Source organism: Terriglobus sp., from assembly GCF_965201105.1.
Taxonomy (GTDB): Bacteria; Acidobacteriota; Terriglobia; order Terriglobales; family Acidobacteriaceae; genus Terriglobus.
The window spans coordinates 3,306,555-3,325,138 of record NZ_OZ241741.1 but is presented as its reverse complement, the minus strand read 5'-3'; the positions used below and the strand labels follow the sequence as shown (position 1 = coordinate 3,325,138).

General features: G+C 64.1%; 14 protein-coding genes. 4 read left to right on the top strand and 10 right to left on the bottom strand.

Annotated features, from left to right (window positions below; all coding sequences use genetic code 11):
- Positions 1–16: 16 nt before the first annotated feature.
- From ACOFKT_RS14700 to ACOFKT_RS14670, 7 genes are all read right to left on the bottom strand, one after another.
- Positions 17–643 (bottom strand): hypothetical protein, encoded by a 627-nt coding sequence (locus ACOFKT_RS14700; protein WP_419804734.1) that lies wholly within the window; start codon positions 641–643, stop codon positions 17–19.
- Between the two features lie 110 nt (positions 644–753).
- Entirely contained in the window at positions 754–1,980 is a 1,227-nt protein-coding gene (gene manD / locus ACOFKT_RS14695) for a D-mannonate dehydratase ManD (RefSeq protein ID WP_419804733.1), read from the bottom strand.
- Between the two features lie 16 nt (positions 1,981–1,996).
- A complete protein-coding gene (locus ACOFKT_RS14690) occupies positions 1,997–2,419 on the bottom strand; it encodes a PIN domain-containing protein (RefSeq protein ID WP_419804732.1) in 423 nt (140 codons plus the stop codon).
- A 3-nt stretch (positions 2,420–2,422) separates the two neighbouring features.
- The gene (locus ACOFKT_RS14685; protein ID WP_419804731.1) at positions 2,423–2,698 is read right to left on the bottom strand and encodes a hypothetical protein; all 276 of its coding nucleotides are present in this window, start codon (positions 2,696–2,698) and stop codon (positions 2,423–2,425) included.
- Between the two features lie 22 nt (positions 2,699–2,720).
- Positions 2,721–5,336, bottom strand: a complete 2,616-nt coding sequence (locus ACOFKT_RS14680; RefSeq protein ID WP_419804730.1) for an alpha-glucuronidase family glycosyl hydrolase — start codon at positions 5,334–5,336, stop codon at positions 2,721–2,723.
- A gap of 13 nt (positions 5,337–5,349) precedes the next feature.
- The gene (locus tag ACOFKT_RS14675) at positions 5,350–6,600 is read right to left on the bottom strand and encodes an ROK family protein (RefSeq protein ID WP_419804729.1); all 1,251 of its coding nucleotides are present in this window, start codon (positions 6,598–6,600) and stop codon (positions 5,350–5,352) included.
- Positions 6,600–7,382, bottom strand: coding sequence for an SDR family NAD(P)-dependent oxidoreductase (locus tag ACOFKT_RS14670; protein ID WP_419804728.1), 783 nt, complete (start codon positions 7,380–7,382; stop codon positions 6,600–6,602). Before ACOFKT_RS14670 ends, ACOFKT_RS14675 begins: the two co-directional genes overlap by 1 nt.
- A 289-nt stretch (positions 7,383–7,671) precedes the next feature.
- Between ACOFKT_RS14670 and ACOFKT_RS14665 the strand changes: the two genes are divergently transcribed.
- From ACOFKT_RS14665 to hpnI, 3 genes are all read left to right on the top strand, one after another.
- The gene (locus ACOFKT_RS14665) at positions 7,672–8,943 is read left to right on the top strand and encodes a Gfo/Idh/MocA family protein (protein ID WP_419804727.1); all 1,272 of its coding nucleotides are present in this window, start codon (positions 7,672–7,674) and stop codon (positions 8,941–8,943) included.
- Between the two features lie 80 nt (positions 8,944–9,023).
- On the top strand, positions 9,024–10,448 hold the full coding sequence (locus ACOFKT_RS14660) for a Gfo/Idh/MocA family protein (RefSeq protein ID WP_419804726.1): 1,425 nt from the start codon (positions 9,024–9,026) through the stop codon (positions 10,446–10,448).
- Positions 10,449–10,543: 95 nt separating this feature from the next.
- On the top strand, positions 10,544–11,692 hold the full coding sequence (gene hpnI / locus ACOFKT_RS14655) for a bacteriohopanetetrol glucosamine biosynthesis glycosyltransferase HpnI (protein WP_419804725.1): 1,149 nt from the start codon (positions 10,544–10,546) through the stop codon (positions 11,690–11,692).
- Here hpnI and ACOFKT_RS14650 read toward each other — a convergent pair whose 3' ends face one another.
- Together ACOFKT_RS14650 and ACOFKT_RS14645 are read right to left on the bottom strand one after the other, a co-directional pair.
- A complete protein-coding gene (locus ACOFKT_RS14650) occupies positions 11,693–13,240 on the bottom strand; it encodes a carboxylesterase/lipase family protein (RefSeq protein WP_419804724.1) in 1,548 nt (515 codons plus the stop codon).
- A 115-nt stretch (positions 13,241–13,355) separates the two neighbouring features.
- The gene (locus ACOFKT_RS14645; RefSeq protein WP_419804723.1) at positions 13,356–15,272 is read right to left on the bottom strand and encodes an ArnT family glycosyltransferase; all 1,917 of its coding nucleotides are present in this window, start codon (positions 15,270–15,272) and stop codon (positions 13,356–13,358) included.
- A 381-nt stretch (positions 15,273–15,653) separates the two neighbouring features.
- On the opposite strand from ACOFKT_RS14645, the gene ACOFKT_RS14640 reads away from it, so the two are divergent.
- Positions 15,654–16,757, top strand: a complete 1,104-nt coding sequence (locus tag ACOFKT_RS14640; protein ID WP_419804722.1) for a Rieske 2Fe-2S domain-containing protein — start codon at positions 15,654–15,656, stop codon at positions 16,755–16,757.
- Between the two features lie 101 nt (positions 16,758–16,858).
- On the opposite strand, the gene ACOFKT_RS14635 is transcribed toward ACOFKT_RS14640, so the two are convergent.
- Positions 16,859–18,565, bottom strand: a complete 1,707-nt coding sequence (locus ACOFKT_RS14635) for a peptide-N4-asparagine amidase (RefSeq protein ID WP_419804721.1) — start codon at positions 18,563–18,565, stop codon at positions 16,859–16,861.
- Between the last annotated feature and the right edge of the window lie 19 nt (positions 18,566–18,584).

The following is an 18,584-nucleotide window of genomic DNA, read 5'->3' as shown; positions in this document are numbered from 1 at the left end:
ACAACACCGAATCTGCTCAGGAAATGGCGGTATCTGCCTGCGTGACGACGGCAATTAGATCGTCCGTCTGGCGTGTGCGCCACATAGCCCAGCCGAGCGTGACCGCCGCGCTGGCCAGCAGAATTGTCCCCGTGCCCGCCGCGCCGATGCTGACCTGGCGCCAACGCGAGACCAGCCCCAAGGCGAGTGCATTCCAGGTGACGAGCAGCGTTGCTGTAACCGTGTGCAGAGGTGCGCGCAGCGCGCCGGCGATGGGGTACAGGTACAAGCCGATGATGATACCCGCGGCGGTTGGAATGTACTCCGGCAGATGCACTAGCATCAGCACGGCAAAGGCGGTGGCGACGGCGACCCATTCCAGAATGTTGACGGCGACCACGATGCGGCGAATGCGGGCGTTCTGTTCGGGCGAGATAGCTTGCGCGGGCAGGCGCGATGCCCGGCGCAGCAAAGCCAGGCACAGGATCAGCGCGCTTGCACCCAGCATGCTGCACAGCGTAAGCGTGCGTGGGGTCAGGTGCCCGGTGCAGGCCAGCGCCGTTACCAGCCACACGATACCGACTGCCGCGAAGATCAGGCCCATGCGGGCGCGCCACATGGTCATCTGGCGGGTCGCAACGCGCGGAATGGCCGGGCCGGGCATAGCGAAACTGTAGCACCGGGCATGGGCACGCTGGTTCGGTGCGGACGCAGCGAGGGCGAATTCTCAATGGCCCAAGCACTACGCGCGACATTAGGCTCGCGGCTCCTCTGCTACCAATCGGTGAGCGTGCCGTCGAGCTTGCGCGCGATGGGCAGATAGGCGCGCTGGTAGGGGTGTTTGGCTGCGAGGATTTCGTCGAGGTCAACGCCGAGACCGGGCGCATCGCCCGGGTGCATGTAGCCCGCCTCGAATTTGTAGCCGTGCGGGAAGACCTGATCTGTCAGCGGGGTGTGGTGCATGTGCTCCTGGATGCCGAAATTGTGGATCGCAAGGCCGAAGTGCAGCGCGGCTGCCATGGTGATGGGCGACAGATCGGTGGCGCCGTGAAAGCCGGTGCGCACCTGGTAAACGGCGGCGAAATCCGCTGCTTTCTTGAGTGCGGTGATGCCCCCGCCGTGCACGATCGTCATGCGGATGTAGTCGATCCACTGGTTGCGGATCAGGTCGTGCGCGTCCCAGAACGAGTTGAAAACCTCGCCGGTGGCAATGGGCGTGACGGTGTGCTCGCGGATAAGGCGGAAGGCTTCCTGATTTTCGGCGGGGGTGGGGTCTTCCATCCAGAAGAGGTGATAAGGCTCGAGTGATTTGCCGAGGCGTGCGGCTTCGATGGGCGTGAGGCGGTGGTGCACGTCGTGCAGCAGGTGGACGTCTTCGCCGACGGCCTTGCGCACGGCCTCGAAGAGCTTGGGCGCGAAGTTCAGGTAGCGTTCGGTCGACCAAAGGCTTTCGCCGGGCAGACCGGGCTTGCCATCGGAGCTACGCTCGGCGGGCTCGTAGGGCTTGCCGCCCTTGGGCACGCCGTAGCTGCTGGCGACGCCGGGCACGCCGCTCTGGGCGCGGACGGCGAGGTAGCCCTCCGCGATGTGGTGCTGGACGGAGGCGACGGCTTCTTCGATGTTTGCGCCGTTGGCGTGGGTGTAGACGAGGACGCCTTCGCGGCTCTTGCCACCCAGCAGGTTGTAGACCGGTGTGTTCAGCGCCTTGCCCTTGATGTCCCACAGGGCGACGTCCACGGCGGCGATGGCGGACATAGTGACCGGGCCGCGCCGCCAGTACGCACCTCGGTACAGGTACTGCCAGATGTCCTCGATTTGGAAGGGGTCGCGACCGATAAGGCACGGGATCACGTGCTCTTGAAGGTACGCGGCGACGGCGAGCTCGCGGCCGTTCAGTGTGGCGTCACCCAAGCCGTAAATGCCTTCGTCAGTTTCGATTTTGAGCGTGACAAAGTTGCGGTCAGGCGAGCAGATGATGAGGCGTGCGGCGGTGATTTTCATGGATTTGAGGGCGTGTTCAGGATGTTTGAAATGGGATGACGCGAAGACCGGGAATGAGCCGGAAGTGACGGAGATTTGCAGTGAGCACGGAATAGCCGATGGAGAGTGCTGTCGCGCCGATAAGCAGGTCGGAATAGGGAACGCTTACGCCAGCCTGTTGCTGCTCGGCCCAGATACGGCCTGCCAGCAGTGCTGCTTCGCGAGTGTAGGGGTAAACCGTCAAATCCTGCAGCAGTTCTGAGATGAATGCCTGGCGTGTGAAACGCCGTTGTGGAGTATCGGCGCGGTGGATGCCGTGCACCAACTCTGTAAGACCTACCGAGGACAAGGCAACATCCTCCTCATTGGCAAACAAGGCGACCGAAATAATGAGCTGCTCTAACGTGTAACGGTTGCGCTCTGCAGCGATGACCACGCTGGAGTCGAGAATCAGGCCCACAGTTCAGTCCCAATCTGGGGCAAATGGTTCGCGTCCTGCCGCAATGATTGGCTCCATGTCCTTTCCAAAGTCGCCGTCCAGCGTCACGGAAGAACCGCGCTCGCGGACGCGTCTCAAAACCTCGGAGAGCGGGCGCACAATCGGCGCGTGGGCAGAGCGCATGGTGACGGAGGGAGCAGCAATGGCGTCGATTACGACTTCATCGCCGGCACGGACACGGGCCATTAAACCCGAGAAATCGTTCAGTGCCTCGGCTTCGGAGATGTGTATGGTCGCCATGCAACTCATGATACGCAGGAGGTTAATTCCATCGCGGGTCGCGGGTGATTTCCAGGAAGTCGACGGCGGGTGTGTCTTTGTCGTCGGGTGTGGCCTGGAGGTCGACGATGTCGCCGGGTTTGAGGCGGATGCCGTTGGCGACGAAGCGGGTAGCGGTGTGGCCGTTCAGGCGTGGGTCGGGGCGGTCGGGTGGCAGGGTGTCGCTGGCGGCCCAGGTTGCGACTTCGGTGCCGTTGACCAGGAGACGATACTGAGCGGTGCCGGGGTGGCGGTCGAAGTAGCCGACCTCGATGCGGTAGGGATTGGCGGCGCCGTGGAAGGTGGTGTGCAGCTCGCAGGGTGCGGTGTTGCAGACTGCGGCCTTGCCACCGCTGGCGGTCTCCCATGAGGAGACGTCGACGGTGTGGAAGCCGGTGCCGGGGAGAGCTTCGGCCTCTTCGCGGTCGGCGTGGTGGCCGACGAAGCCGAGGGCGTCGGGGATGCCGCTCTCGCGGGCGAACCAGTCGTTGATGGCGTCGCGCCAGACCTCGGCGTGGTGCGTTTGGAAGACGAGCAGGGCGTGTACCTGCTCGTAGCGCTCGTCATCGACCAGACCCTTCACGCTCTCCCACTGGTCGACGAAGCTTTGCGTGGTGGCGGCACCGGCGTAGTGCGCGTCATAGATGTGCTGGATGACGGTTTTGCTGCCGTTTGCACTTTTGCTGCCGTTTGCAGTTTCGCTGCCGTTTGCAGTTTTGTCGTCCGGGTCGTCGCCGCGCAGGTGGTAAGTCCACGGCACGTGGTGCATGAAGAGCAGGAGGTCGTCAGGGCAGGTCGCGAGCGACTCGTATTTCGACGCCAGCTCGGGCGGGTACTGGCCAATGTAGCCGGTGCCGGTGGCGACGGTGCGGTCCATGCCGATGCCGCCGGTAGGGCCAGGCGCGGCGCGAATCCACTGGCCCCAGCCGTTGTTGTCGGCGCTTTCCGGGCCGGGGCCGAAGTGCGTACCGAGGATGTCGGTCAGCGTGCCTGCGCCGAGCGGGCCGGTGTACTGCTCATAAGCATGCCAGCTTGCCAGGTTCATCTGCTCGATGGGCTCGTAGACGCGGCCGTCGTTCGACCAGGTCATGCGCGCCCATTCGTCGAGGATGACCTCGGGTGTGAGCGTTGGATTCCATGCGAGGCGTCCGAAGCTGTACAGGTTCGCAAGCGCCATGGGATGGTGCAGCCAGTTCGTGTCCATGCCGACGTTGGCGACGCCGACCATGCCGCCCTGTGGCTGGTGGAAGGTCCTGCCGGTGACGATCTCGCGCACGGGCGAGGGCCGGTTGTCGACGCGCATATCCGTGTCGAGCACCCACTTCCACATGGGCGCGATGTAGACCATGTGGCGCTGCTGGCCAAGGTACTCCTGCGTGATCTGCAGTTCCATAGCCTGTGGCGTGTGGCGCAGCGCGGCAATGAGCGGCGACACCGGTTCGCGCACCTGAAAGTCGATGGGGCCGTGCTTGATTTGAATGATGACGTTGGGCAGGAATTTGCCGTCGTAGGCGCGGAAGTTGTCGTATCCGGCGCGGGCGCGGTCGGCTTTTAGGTCGTGGAAGTCAAGGTGGTTGTTGTACACGAAGCCGCGGTAGAGGACTACCCCGCCGTGGGCCTGCAAGGGTTTCGCGAGTGCGTTGGCGGCGTCGAGCGGAGAGCGGCCGTACCCGTGCGGGCCGGGGCGGCCCTCGGAGTCGGCCTTTACGGTGAAGCCGGCGAAATCGGGGATGAGCTTGTAGATCTCGTCCACCTTGGCTTGCCACCAGGCGATCACGCGGGGGTCGAGCGGGTCGAACGTGGAAAGGCCGCCGACGACCTGCGGCGAGGACAGATCCACGCTGAGCGCCATGCGCACGCCCCACGGGCGCAGGGTGTCGGCAATGCGTGCAAACTCATCCAGCATCTCCGGCCGCAGGGTGCGCAGGTCGCTATTCACGTTATTGACCGTAATGCCGTTGATGCCCACGCTGCTGAGCAGGCGTGCGTAGTCGCGTACGCGGGAAAGATCGGGGCGCACGTGACCACGGTCAAAAAAGATGGACGGGCCCGCATAGCCGCGCTCCACGGTGCCGTCCAGGTTGTCCCACTCGTCGACCCAGCGAATGGTGGACGCTGGTGTCTCGGTGGTATCCGTGGGAAGCTGGCGGTCCTGCGCGATCCATTCGAGTAGACGGAAAGCACCGTAGAGCACGCCTCGCGGCGAACCACCCTGGATGACCCAGCACTGCCGCGCGCGGTTGCGGACGTGGGTGATGCGGAAGGCGTCAGGCGCGAGCTGCGCGGGTTGGTAGCCGTGCAGGTGGCGTTGCAGCGATTCCGAGCGGCGCAGCTCGTCCGCGGTGCCCAGCACGATCGCGTCGATGTCGCGGTGAAAGGCGGGCAACGTCTCCGGCGCACCGGCGATCATGCGGCCCAGGCCGGTTTCGAGTTCCTCGGCAGCGGCGCGCTCCTCGGGCGCGTGGCCCAGGCGCACGATCTCGTGCGGCATATCGCGATAGCGCGGTGGGTCCGGTGGAGGAGCGTACCGTAACCAGGCTTGGGCGCCGGTTTCCGCGTGGGCTTGACCTGGTATGGCAGCGGCAAGCAGCAGCAGTGGGAGCAGGCAGTGGCGCAGCATCCGTACCGCTCCTCTAAGCCTGCGCAACCATATCGCGCGAGCCGGCCCGCTGCGCGGTCGTGGTGGAGCGGTGGTAGTTAGAGTGGCGCTGCAGCACCAGGGCCGCGGCACCCCGAAGGCGCGCCATCTCGCCGTCGCCGATGGGGATAAGCGCGGGCGGCGTGCCCATCAGCATGCGGGCGGCCAGCTCGCGCTGGACCACAGGTCCGCTGCGCTCCCAGCACGCGGTGATGTCGCCGGCGAACAGGATGGTTTCGGGGCTGAGCGCGGCGGTGATCATGCGCAGGCCGCGGGCGATCCACTGGGCCTGCTCCTCCAGAGCTGCGAGCGCACGTGGGTCGCCCTGATCGGCAAAGCTCATCAGGTGGGTGAAGGTGATCGCCGGCTGCTCGGGGGCGCGTTCGTTGTAGCGGCGCAGCACCGCGCGGGTGCTGGCAAACATCTCCCAGCAGCCACGCTCGCCGCAGTTGCACTGCGGACCGTTGGGATCGATCAGGATGTGACCGAACTCGCCGGCCATACCGTCCTTGCCGAGCAGCAATTGTCCGTTGGCCAGCACGGCTGCGCCCACGCCTTCGCTGATGGTGACCAGAACGGCGTTGCGGTATTTTTCCATGCGGCCGAACCAGAGCTCGCTCAACATGCAGGCGTTCGCGGCATTGTCCATTTCGACCTTCAGGCCGAGGCGGTCCGCCAGCACGGCGCGGATGTCGTAGTCGTGCCAGCGCAGGTTGGGTGCCCAGAGCAGTTGCTGCGACTCGGGATGCACGCGGCCGGGCATGCTGATGCCGACGCCTTCGAAGCTTTTGCGGGCGAACTCATCACGCATGCGCCCCAGGGTTTCGGCGATGCGCTGCACGCCGATCTCCGCGTCGCTGGCGACGGGCACGCTCTGGCGCGCGAGGAAGTGGCCGTTCAGGTCGACCACGGCGCACACGGCGTGGCTGGGGCGTACGTCCGCAACCAGCATGACCAGATCGGCGTTAAGCGAGAGCATGGTGGGACGGCGGCCGCGCGCGGTGCGGACGGTGGCGCCTTCCACGATCCAGCGCTCCCGCAGCAATTGCTCCACGATGAGTGAAACGGTGGATCGCTGCAGGCCGCTGAGCCGGGCCAGATCCACGCGGGCGATAGGTTGCCGGCGGCGCAGCAGTTCCAGGACGATGTCGCGGTTGATGTCGCGCGCGAGCTCACTGGAAGCCGGGTCCTCGGCATGAAGATCGAAGCGGCGCTTGCCGGCTGGCTGTGAGCGTTTGCTCTGCATCACTGGTTGACCCCGCTGCTGAGCATGCCGCCGTCCACGGTGATGATCTGCCCGGTGGTGTAAGTTGTGTCCTCGCTTGCCAGGTACACGGCGGTGCTGACCAGTTCTTCGGCCCGGCCAAAGCGGGCCATGGGTGTGCGCAATTGCAGCTCCTGGCCGCGCGGGCTGTCAATGATTTTGCTGTTCAGCGCGGTCGGGAAAACGCCGGGCGCGATGGCATTTACGAGGACGCCGTGCGGTGACCACTCCACGGCCAGTGATCGGGTCAGCGCGCCGACGGCGGCCTTGCTGCAGCAGTAGGCCGTGACCTCGGTAAAGGCGACAAAGGTGGAGAGCGAGGCAATGTTGATGATGCGCCCGCGAATGCCGTTGCGCTCAGGGTTCTCGAGCATGGATTCGCCGAACACCTGACAGCCGCGCAGAGTGCCGGTCAGGTTCACGTCAAGAATGCGGTTCCAGGTTTCTTCGGAAACATCGAGGGTGGGCTCGCGTTTGGTCATGCCCGCGGCGTTGACCAGAATGTCGATTCTGCCGAACGCCGCCTGTACCTGCTCGCGAAGCCTTTGCAGCGAGGCGCGGTCGGCAACGTCGGCCGTGGCACGCAGGGTGCGGACGCCCGCGGACTCGATGGCGTCCGCGGTTTTTCGCACGCCGTCTTCGCTGCGGGAGGCAGCCACCACATTCAATCCCGTACGCGCAAGACCGAGCGCGATCGCCTCGCCCAAACCGGATGTGCCGCCCAGCACCACGGCACAGCGGCGGTTTTGTTCTGTTTGCGTCAAAAAAGCGGATCCTCCGGCGAACGTGCGGGCAGAGATACAGGGGCGCCGGACGGGCGTCTGCCGCGAAACAGAGATAATTCGTACTACAAAACTTTATAGGCCGCCAATCCCCTCGTGCATGGAAGAGTTCTGCTGGCACGCGAATAGGACTGAAGCCGATTCCGAAGACTGGCTTGCCAGTTGCACTTTCTGGCGAGTAAAGTGCGGTTGCACCGTTTGCTGCCGGCCGGCGCACTGCCAAAGTTCGGCAGCCGAACCTAATCCCGATTGCCTTGGAGACCCGCCCCTGATGTCGAACTCTTCGCTGCCTCGGCGCAATTTTCTGCAGGCGCTGTCCGCTGCGGGTATGGCGACGGCCATGCCCGGCTTTGCCCACGCCGCAATGGCGCCCGGAGCGGTGGACTCGCATGCCGGTCCTGTCACGCATGAGGTGATTGCGCCGCAAGCGGAGACCGCGCCGACGCACTCCATCAACTTCGGCGTGTGCGGCATCAGCCACAACCACATTTACGGCATGATCGAGGCGATCAAGCGCGGTGGCGGCAAGTTCACGATCGCGTGGGGCATGGAACCCGACCTGGTCGAGAACATGAAAAAGCGCTACCCCGACGTCAAGTTCGTGGGGACGCGTGACGAGGTCATCAACGACCCTTCCATCCAGCTCATTCTGAGTTCGCAGGTTGCGAACGAGCGCGCCGGGATTGGTGTGCGCGCGATGAAGGCAGGCAAGGATTACCTGTCCGACAAGCCGGGCATTACCACGCTGGAGCAGCTGGCGGAGGTGCGCCAGACGATCGCCGCCACGCACAAGATCTACGCGATCATGTACTCCGAGCGGCTGGAGGTGAAGGCCGCAGTGAAAGCCGGCGAGCTGATTCAGCAGGGCGCCATCGGCAAGGTGATCCAGACCATCAACATCGCGCCGCACCAGGTCAATCAGAAACCGGGTGGCGACATGGGTTCGGGCATGGGCGGGCGCCCGGCGTGGTTCTGGAATCCCGAGCAGTATGGCGGCATCCTGACCGACATTGGGTCGCACCAGGTCGACCAGTTCCTGTACTACACCGGGTCCACAAAGGCTGAAGTCGTTGCTTCGCAGCTTGCCAACGTGCGGCATCCGAAGTTTCCGGCTTTCCAGGATTTCGGCGACATGATGCTGCGCGGCAACAACGGTTTTGGCTACGTGCGGCTGGACTGGTTCACGCCGTATGGCCTGGGCACATGGGGCGACGGCCGGCTGTTTGTGCTGGGCACCGACGGCTACATTGAGGTGCGCAAGTACACCAATGTCGCGGTTTCCAAGCAGGGCAACAATCTGTTCATCGTCGACCAGAAGCAGGCGCGCTACATCGATTGCAACAACGTGACGCTGCCGTTCGGGCCGCAGTTTGTGTCGGACATTGTGAACCGCACGCACATCGCGCAGGACCAGGCACAGTGCCTGCTTGCGGCGGAACTGGTGATCACGGCACAGAGGAACGCAACGCGCGCGCACCTGGACTGGGAGGACAAGCCCGGCATCGCGCCCGCACCGCCGCATAGCGGTAAGCATCGGGCGTAGTCCTTCCGCGTTGTCATCCTGAGCGAAGCGAAGGACCTGTTTTCCGCCCGTGCCAGCAACCGAGCTTAACGGAGACGAGTATGACCAACCGCCGCAGCTTCCTGAAGACCGCCGCCGCCACGGCCGCCGCGGTTGGCTTCCCGACCATCGTTCCGGCCAGCGTGTTCGGTGCTACGGCACCGTCGAATCGCATTAATATTGGCGCCATTGGCGTGGGCCGCATTTCGCGCGGGCACGACATGCCGGGTGTGTGGCAATACACCAACGTCGCTGGCCGCGACAACCGCATCGTCGCGGTCTGCGACCTGAGCGCGCACCGGGTGCAAGCCGCGCAGAAGCTGGTGGACGACACCTACACCAAAAAACTCGGGCAGCCCTACACGGGTACGCGTGGCTACGCGGATTACCGCGAACTGCTGGCGCAGAAGGACATCGACGCTGTCCTGATCTCCACGCCAGACCATCAGCACGCGCGGCTTTGCGTGGCCGCGATCAAGGCGAAAAAGGATGTGTACCTGCAGAAGCCGGCCTCGCTGACGATCGCGGAAGGCCGCGTCATGGCCAACCATGCGGCCGCGTCTGCCCAGATCGTGCAAATTGGATCGCAGCAGCGGTCGTGGAAACAGTTTGCGCGGGCGGTGGAGTTGGTGCGCAACGGCCGCATCGGCACCGTGCGCGAAGTGGAGATCGGCTTGCCGGGCGACCCGGCCGGAGGCAATCCGCAGCCCATGCCCGTGCCCGCGGAGTTCAACTATGACGCTTGGCTGGGCTCCACCCCTGAGGTGCCATACACGCTGGACCGCGTGATGCCGGTGCAGGGCTTTGACCGCCCCGGCTGGCTGCGTATGGAGCAGTTTGGCGCCGGCATGATCACCGGCTGGGGCGCGCACCATGTGGACACCGCGCACTGGGGCATGAACACTGAGCTGACCGGGCCGATTGAAGTGTGGGGGCAAGCCGAGTTTCCGAAGTCCGGTCTGTGGGACGTACACGGTCCCTTCAAAACCTATGGCTTGTACGAAAACGGCGTCAAGATGACGATTTCCGGCGCGTTTGAGAACGGCATCAAGTGGATCGGAGACGACGGCTGGATTTTTGTATGCCGCGACGGCATGACCACGCCCACTGCCGCGGCCACGCCTACGGGTGCGAACACCCCAGCCGCTACGGCAAACTCGGGTGGCGCCGAGAAGCCGGTACCAATTGTGCCGCTGCGCGCCTCGAACCCCAAGGTGGTCGATTCGGTGATCGGGCCGAACGAGTGGCACGCATATACAGCGGACGACCACCATGGCAACTGGCTCGACTGCGTGAAGAGCCGCAAGACAAACATTGCAACAGCGGAGATCGGACACCGCGCCTGCACCACGTGCCTCCTGCACTGGATGGCGATGAAAACCGACCATCACATTCACTGGGACCCGAAGACCGAGACGGTGAAGGGCGACGACATCGCAGGCAGCCTGATCGCGCGGCATCAGCGCAAGGGGTATGAAATCGCGTAGCTCTGAACCTGGCGGATTCTCACTCAGGATGACACTGCCCGGAGGGTGCCATGATGCAAGGCCTGCCCGGATAAGACAGCGGCTATCCTGAAGTAGTGTTCCCCATTCCGCTCATCACGGCGGTGCTGACCTACAGCGGCATCGTTTACCTTGTGTTGGCGCTTGTCGCCATGCGCAGGTTCTCGCGTGCCATGGACCCGCCGCTCACCACGCCGCCGCCGACCGTTTCGATTCTGAAGCCGGTGAAGGGCAGCGACCCGGGCTTGTATCGCGCGTTCGCGAGCCATTGCCAGCAGCAGTATGCCGGTCGCTATGAACTGTTGCTGGGTGCCAGCGAAACGGGCGAGCCGCTGGAGGAGATGGCGGCGCAACTCATGCGGGAGTTTCCGGGCTCCAGCGTGCGTGTGATTCAGTGTCCGGAACGGCTGGGCCTGAGCGGCAAAGTAAGCACGCTGGAACAGATGGTTCCGCACGCGCTGGGCGAAGTGCTGGTCATCAACGATGCCGACATCCGCGTTGGGCCGAACTACCTTCAGCACATCGCTGCGCATCTTGCGCAGCCCAACGTCGGCCTGGTTACCGCTACGTATTTCGCACAGGTGGCGGAGCGCGGCACTGTGTGGTCCAAGCTGGAGGCGCTCGGCATCAGCACAGAGTTTTTGCCCGGCATCCTTTCCGCCCGCCTGCTGGAGCGTGGCGTGCGCTTCGGCCTGGGCGGCACGCTGGCGCTGCGCCGCGAAACGCTGGAGGCGATTGGCGGCTTTGCCGTGCTGCGCAATCACGTGGCCGACGACTACGAACTGGGCGCGCGCGTGTACCGGAGCGGTCGCACCGTCGCGCTCATGCGTGAGGTGGTCGCCACCACGGTGCCGCGCTACAGCTTCCGTGGTTTCGCGGAGCACCAGTTGCGCTGGGGCCGCACGGTGCGCGACGCCCGCCCCGCACAGTACTTCAGCACGGTCACGCTGCATGCGGTTCCGTGGGCGCTTGCGCACGTGATCGCAACGGCAGCTTCACTGCCCAGCATCACGCTGCTTTCCATGGTTCTGTTTCTGCGTACGCTGGTTGCGCTCTCCGGCGGCGTAGGCCTCTTACGCGACGGCCAGGTGCTGCGTGACATCCTGCTGCTGCCAGTGCGCGATTGCTTCAGCCTGCTGCTTTGGGCATGGGTGTACGCCAGCGACGAGATCGTGTGGCGTGGCGAACGCTTCCGCCTGCGCCGGGGCGTAATGGAACGCGTGTAGCTAGAGCACACCGCTCCACAACTGCAATTCGGCTTCCTGCGGCTTGATCTCCACTTTGCTGTTGTCGCTCAGCAGCATGGTTTCGCGATTGGCGGCGGTCCACATGGGCCAGTTGGGCAGGCCCTCGGCAAACGGCGCATCGCCCCTGATGAAGTGAACCCAGGCGGTGTGCAGTTCCTTCGCCAGGACCTGTTCGGCGGACGCGTTGTCCACGTCTTTGCGCCATGTGCCCCACACCGCCGGCATTTCGATGCCGTGGTATGCGTCGCCTTTCAGGCGGCCACTGGTTTCGGTGAAGTCGGTGCGGTAGACGTACGTCTCGCCACCGTTCAGCGCGTGCGCTTCGGCGACGCGCATGCTTGGCACCCAGTATTCCTCCGCGGTCAGCGAGCGGATCCGCCGCTGCTCCTTGGTCCAGTCCGGGTAGAGCTTTTCGTACTTCGCATAGATGGCCGCGAAGGTGTCGACCGGCACGTTGCCCAGGTCGGCTGCAATCGCGTCCTTGCTGGGGTGCGGGCCGACGAAGCTGGCGCTCTCGTCGCGGTTGGTGCCCAGCAGCAGACGTTTGCCTTTGCTGGATCCGTTGCGGATTTCTTCGATCGGCTTTGTGGGCATCAGGGTGCCGTCGATTTCGCAACGCAGCGGGAAGTGCTGCGGCCAATCGTCGATGAACTGCTGCTGTGCCGCGATCAGTTTTGCCGGATTGGCGGTCTTCACGGAAGCGGGATTGCTGCCGCCGCCGGCTTCCTGCCAGGTTTTCGCAAAGCCCTGCGCCACCAGCTCGGCGTTGGCCGAGGTCTGCACGCGTTCGGCGCCGCCGCTTTCTGAAATGACCTGGTGAAACAGTGGTCGTGCCGCGGGCACGCCGAGCAGGATGTCAGAGAGTTTGGCGCCCGCGGACTGCCCACCAATCGTCACCTGCGCCGCATCACCGCCAAACGCGCTGATATTGCGCTGCACCCACTTCAACGCCGCGATCAGGTCGCGTACGCCGTTGTTGGCGGACGACGCATACGTGGGCCCGAGCAGCGGGCTCACGTCCAGGAATCCGAAAACACCCAGGCGGTATGCGACCGTGACCAGGACGATGCCGTCGCGGGCGAAGACCTCACCGTTGGTCAGCGGATCAAACGACCGGCCGCCCGTGAAGCCGCCGCCATGGATGTACACAAACACGGGCAGCGGTTTGTCGACGCGCTGCGGCGTCCACACGTTCAGGTAAAGGCAGTCTTCGCTCTTATTGATGGCGGGCGTCATGGTTTGCCACGCCTCGGCTGCGAACTGTGTGGCGTCGTGTACACCGGTCCACCCCTGCTTGGGGACGGGCGCCCGGAAGCGCCGCTCACCCACGGGCGGCTCCGCAAAGGGCACACCGCGAAAGACGCGGATGTTGTTCTCGACCGTGCCGCGCAGATTGCCCAGCGGCGTATGCACCATTGTTTCTGGAGCCGCTGCAAACAGTGGGCGCGGCAGTTGCAACGCGGCGGCAGTGAGTGCGGTGTTGCGGAGAAAGGAGCGGCGCGTCAACGAGAGCGCGGGAAGACTCATGGAGGCGATTGTACGTTCCGCCGGCATTGCCGGAGAGGGCGGAACACCCATGATTTGCGGCAACAGTCACCTATGCTACGGGTAGTCAATGTCTTGCGGGCAATGTGTGGAAGTGTCAGCGGTTCGGCTGATTGCTGACGATCATCTTGCCGCCGCTTTCCGCGACGAGATACGGCTTGACCGGCAGGTACGGCAGCTTGTCCGGCGCGGTCCACAGATAAATACGCTGTGTGGTCAGCCAGCGCGCGCGCAGGGTCAGGTCGTCTTCCCAGATGGGCGGCGCGTCGGTGAAGAAGCTGCCGTACCAAAGGTTGGCCGAGTGGCCATGCAGGATGTGGATGTCGGCGCGGCGCAGATAGAAGCCGAGCGACGAGCCGGCTTCGTATTCATCGTTGACGATGATGATTTCGCCGGGCTGGATCTGCCGCGAGATCGCCTGCGAAAGCTGGAAGCTGGTCAGCACGGGCGAGAAAGTAGTGAGTCCGACGTGTGCCGCCAGCAGAAATGCCAGTGCGGCGCTGAGCAAGAGCATGTTTGCTGCGTGTGGGTTCCAGTCGCGACGCGCCCACCACGCGGCCAGCGCTCCGCCGAACAGGGCAACGCCGGCAATGGCAAGTGGCAGGCGAAACAACGCCATGGCGCGCGCGTTCAGGTCGAGGAAGTGGCCGAAGGAAAGCGCGTAGTCACCGGGGTTCTGCTTGAGCAGCGACGCAAGGTCCACCGGGCCCACGGGTGCGGTGGTGTGCAGCAGAAAGTAGGCGCATACGAGTGCTGCAAGCGCGCCGAAGATAAGCAGCGCCACGGTCGACCGCATGGCCGCGCGATGCAGCGGCGCGGGTGCGGTGCCCGCGTCGGCTTCGACAGTTTCACGCTCAAGCCAGCGGCCCAGCAGCATGGCAAGGAACGGCAGGGCCGGCAGAACGTAGTACTCCTGCCGGGTGGAAAACGAGAAGAACACCAAGGGCAGCAGAGCGGCGATACCGAGCAGCAGCATGGTGCGGTCCTGCGCGCCGAGCCGCGCGCGGAAGAGCAACTTCCTCAACGGCACCGCAGCCAGCGCCTGTGGCAGAAACGCGCTCCACGGCATCAGCCACACCAGCAGCAGGCCCCAGAAGAGTGCGAGCGGCACGGTGTCGTAGTCGCGCGGTACACGCAGGTCCAGGTAACGCAGCACGTGCTCGTTCACGAAGTAAAACCATGTCCAGCCGTGCACATGGCCCCAGGTGGGCTCGGGTACACTCCAGCCACGCCAGAAGAAGGGAAACAGACGTCCCGCGTGCTGCATGCCGTGCGGCTGGCCCTGGCTGGGATTTGCGTGCGCGATGGCGATGTGCCACGGCGCGGCGATGGCAAGCAGCACCGTGAGCGTGAGCAGCGGACGCAACTGCGCGGCTCTGCGCCACACGCCGCGGCCGCGCGTCAGAGCGAGGTAGATGGTGATGGTGCCGACTGGAAAGACGAGGCCGATCAGGCCCTTGGTCAACACATTGAGCGCACACGCCGCGCCAAAGATCGCTGCGGATCGCCACGGCACGCACTGGTCGAACGCGTACGCCTCCATGCGCCAGAATGCCCACAGCGCCAGCACGTACCACAGGCACACCATCGCGTCCGGAATCAGGATGCGGGTGAAGATAAACAGGCCGAAGCTCGACAGCAAGATCATGGCCGCGTAGAGGCCGGCGCGCGCGGAGCGGAAGGCCTCGCGCGTGAAACGCTCCACGAGCAGCAGCAGGGCGAGCGTGTAGAGCGCCAACGGCAGGCGCGCGGTTTCGGTGTGCACACCCATCAGGCGCATGCTCGCGGCCATGCTCCAGTACAGCAGCGGTGCTTTTTCCAGGTAGCGGATGCCGTTCGCGTGGAGGGTGATCCAGTCGTGCCGCACGATCATCTCGCGGGCGACCTCGGCGTGGACGGAGTCGGCATCGTCCAGCAGCGGCGGACTGATCAGCGCAAAGCTGCAATAAAACGCAAACCAGAGCCAGCCGAGAATGTGGAGCGTCTTGCGTGGCCGCTGCGGCATGCCGTGCATGTGTTCACGATAGTGCGGCGAAGAGGGACCTGCACAGTCACGCATCGCGCGTGCATACTGGAAGAGCCTTCTACGGAGCTGACCGCTCAGGGCTACACCATGGGGAACAGTTTCGCCCTGAAAAGCGAAACACTCCGGGGTAGCAGCCCCGGAGTGATCCTGTAGAAAGCTGGTGCACCATGAAACCCATACGGGTGAAATGGCGTGAGCATCAGATAGAAGTTCCTGGCGAACTCGTATTCTATCTGATCGTTCGAGTTCTGCTTCACTGGAATTTTTAGTTCCGGCGAGCAGTTCCGCTAACCGCTACCCTGCTGTGTCACCAGTGGGGTAGCACCTATTCAGTTTGATGCGTCGAACTAAGCGCGTCAACTCCTAACGATGCGCCTGCGCAATGACAAGCCGGAAGCAGGGAATCAGCCCGCCACCGAATTGATCTTCGGCGAGTGGTACCCGGCAGTGCGCGTGGACACGTTAAAGCCGGGCAAGATGACAACGACGCTGCTGCTCGGCGTGCCGCTGGTGGTGGGCCGCAAGCGCGACGGCTCGCTGTTTGCCATGCGCGACCTGTGCCCGCATCGCGGCATTCCGCTTTCTGCCGGCTGGTTTGACGGTGACACGGTGCAATGCCGCTACCACGGGTGGAAGTTTGAGCCGTGCAGCGGGCAGTGCACGGAGATTCCGTCGCTGACGCAGTTGGACACGCTGCAGCCGACGAAGATCTATGCCGGCGCGTATCCGTGCCGCGAAGGGGACGGCTTCGCCTGGGTCTATGTGCCGGAGCCGGGCATGGGCCGCATTACCACGCAAACAGAGCTGCCGCCGGTTCCAGAGGTGCCAAAGTTTTCCGAGCGGTTCCGCACCGCGCACCTCAGCGCCGACCTGCCGTGCAACGTGGACCACGGCATCATCGGCTTGATGGACCCGGCGCACGGGCCGTTTGTGCATCGGGCGTGGTGGTGGCGCAGCGCGGCGAGCATCCACGAAAAGACGAAGCGGTTTGAGCCGCTGTCCGATGGATTTCGCATGAGCTCGCACGCGCCCTCGGCGAACTCCGCGCCGTACAAGCTGCTGGGTGTGTATGGCGAGAAGATTGAGACAACTATTGATTTTGTGTTGCCGAACCGGCGCTATGAGGTCATCCGTGCCGGCGAGGGCGAGCGTGGCAAGTGGTTCGCCTCGCTGACCACGGTCACACCGGTCACGCCGTCGTCGTGCCGCATCGACGTGGTCGCCTGTTGGAATGTGTTCTACAACGTGCCGCTGGTGCCGCAGATCGCAAAGTTCTTTGGCGCGAAGTTTGTGCGGCAGGACCAGGAGACGATGATCCAGCAGGCTGAGGGTCTGCGGTTCCGTCCGGCGATGATGCTGATCGATGACGCGGACAAGCCGGCGAAGTGGTACTTCGCGCTCAAGCAGCGGCGCCTGACGGGGCAGGGCGAACACCCGCTGCAAGTGCCCGTGGAACTGCACTGGCGCAGCTAGGGTTCGGTATTCGCGTCGCGTCGCACGTGCACCGCCAACACATAAGAAGAGGGGGACCCGCGGGTCCCCTCTTCTTATGTGTGTTAGCGGCGTGTCAGCGACTAACGCCTCGCGCAGCCCACGCCGTCAGTAACAGCGGTCAGCACGCGATCCTTTGAGGTGATCTGGCGGCTGTAGCAGTTGCCGAGCGAGTCTTCGCTCTGGTAGCTGCCGGTGCTGGAGGTTGGGCCGACTGAGGTGACCGCACCCGCGGCGGAAAGGTTCAGCGTGTCTGTGCTGTGTACCTGCTCGGCGCTGCCGCTGGAGTACAGCGTGAAGCCGTTCAGTGCCTTTGTCTCTGCCTCGATGTCCTTCTGGTCGGAAGTCACGGTCTGAGCCGAGGTCTGGTCCGGGTTCACCACATAGGAATAGTTCAACGTGAGCGGGAACGCTGTGTGCCGGGTCGTTTGCTCGCGCACGAAGCCGAACTGGCTGGTGGTCTTGCTGTCCACAGTGCTGGTCTGCACGGCATTCTGGATGTCGTTCGTGCCCACGTTGAACGTCTGCGTGCTGTTGAAGTTGACGGCCTGTTCCACCGTGGTTTCCACGCGGCCGAGCGCTGTGTTCACGTAGCCCTTCACCACGAAGTTGCGCCTGGAGTCGACGGCGACCGTGCCAACGGTGTTGCCGGATGCATCGGTCGTCAGGTTCTCTGTGACCTGCGGTGTTGGCGCGGCGCCCAGCGTGTCTTCCAGCAGGCCGCCTCCGGTCGACCGGCGAAATGGATCGGTGTACAGCAGCAGGTTCGCCGTGGCCAGGAAGTAGCTGCTGGCGTTGTACACGCTGACGCCGACGGTGTGCGGCTGACCATCGCTCAAGACACCGGCAAACGGTGTCAAGTCCACGCGGTAGGGCTTGAAGTTAAGCGTCTGCACACCCGTAATCGGCTGCCACAGGTATGGGTCGATGCCGCCTGTATAGATCCACGGGTATACCGGTGCAACGCCAGCAGGCCTGCCGTCAATCGTGATCTCAGTTTCGCGGAAGGCCGTGCCCGGGCAGCTTTGCAGCTTGCCGGCAGCGTCGGCGGGAACGCACAAATACCAGAACTCATCGCTGGATTGGCTTTGCGCGATCACGTCCAGGTAGGCCTTGACGGTGTTGCGTGGAGCTGTGACCGACGTCGTGAGCTGGCTTGCCGTGGTGTCAAGCTCGTAAGGGCTGTTCACCCCGCTGACGGGAATAACTGCCGCGGGGACCACCGCGGGCGGGTTGCGGAAGTTCGCGGGGTAGAAGAGCAGCTTGGCCGTGCCGTAGATGACGCCCGTGTAGGTGCCATTGACGATGTTGTAAACGATTGCCTGGCCGGTCTGCTCGGTCTTGAAGATGGCCGAAAGGTCCGTCACATCGCGCTCCACATGCCACGAAGGGCTGAGCGTGCTGCGTGGCTCCGCCGTGGTGCCGTAGTAGATGTTGGCGTTGCCCAGGTAGAGCGATGCGGTGCGATCGAACTGACGTCCGGCGGTGACGGTGAAATCGACGGTTAACACCACCTTGGCCCAGTTGCCTCGGCACGCCGATGGCGGCGTGTAGGTCAGCGGCTTCGCGCTATAGTCGCGGAACTCCAGGTTGTCGTACAGCGTGACCGTGCAGGGCGCCGTGGTCGGGCGTGACACGGGCGGCTCTGCCGTTGCCGGGTTGGAGGAGCCCACGACAGGCGTACTGGAGACGGGCACCACCTGGGCGGCTGCTGGCAGCGCTGCGAGTAGAAGCGCGCATGCTGCTGCGATGCGACGCAGGGGCGTGAGGGAGGGAAGGGCGCTGTGCATGGCGAATCCTGTGGAGCAG

Coding starts and splice junctions, on each gene's coding strand:
- manD (WP_419804733.1), bottom strand. CDS start 1,980: ATGAAAATCACCGCCGCACGCCTCATCATCTGCTCGCCTGACCGCAAC.
- ACOFKT_RS14650 (WP_419804724.1), bottom strand. CDS start 13,240: ATGAGTCTTCCCGCGCTCTCGTTGACGCGCCGCTCCTTTCTCCGCAAC.
- ACOFKT_RS14680 (WP_419804730.1), bottom strand. CDS start 5,336: ATGCTGCGCCACTGCCTGCTCCCACTGCTGCTGCTTGCCGCTGCCATA.
- ACOFKT_RS14665 (WP_419804727.1), top strand. CDS start 7,672: ATGTCGAACTCTTCGCTGCCTCGGCGCAATTTTCTGCAGGCGCTGTCC.
- ACOFKT_RS14645 (WP_419804723.1), bottom strand. CDS start 15,272: ATGCACGGCATGCCGCAGCGGCCACGCAAGACGCTCCACATTCTCGGC.
- ACOFKT_RS14635 (WP_419804721.1), bottom strand. CDS start 18,565: ATGCACAGCGCCCTTCCCTCCCTCACGCCCCTGCGTCGCATCGCAGCA.
- ACOFKT_RS14675 (WP_419804729.1), bottom strand. CDS start 6,600: ATGCAGAGCAAACGCTCACAGCCAGCCGGCAAGCGCCGCTTCGATCTT.
- ACOFKT_RS14640 (WP_419804722.1), top strand. CDS start 15,654: ATGCGCCTGCGCAATGACAAGCCGGAAGCAGGGAATCAGCCCGCCACC.
- ACOFKT_RS14660 (WP_419804726.1), top strand. CDS start 9,024: ATGACCAACCGCCGCAGCTTCCTGAAGACCGCCGCCGCCACGGCCGCC.
- ACOFKT_RS14700 (WP_419804734.1), bottom strand. CDS start 643: ATGCCCGGCCCGGCCATTCCGCGCGTTGCGACCCGCCAGATGACCATG.
- ACOFKT_RS14685 (WP_419804731.1), bottom strand. CDS start 2,698: ATGGCGACCATACACATCTCCGAAGCCGAGGCACTGAACGATTTCTCG.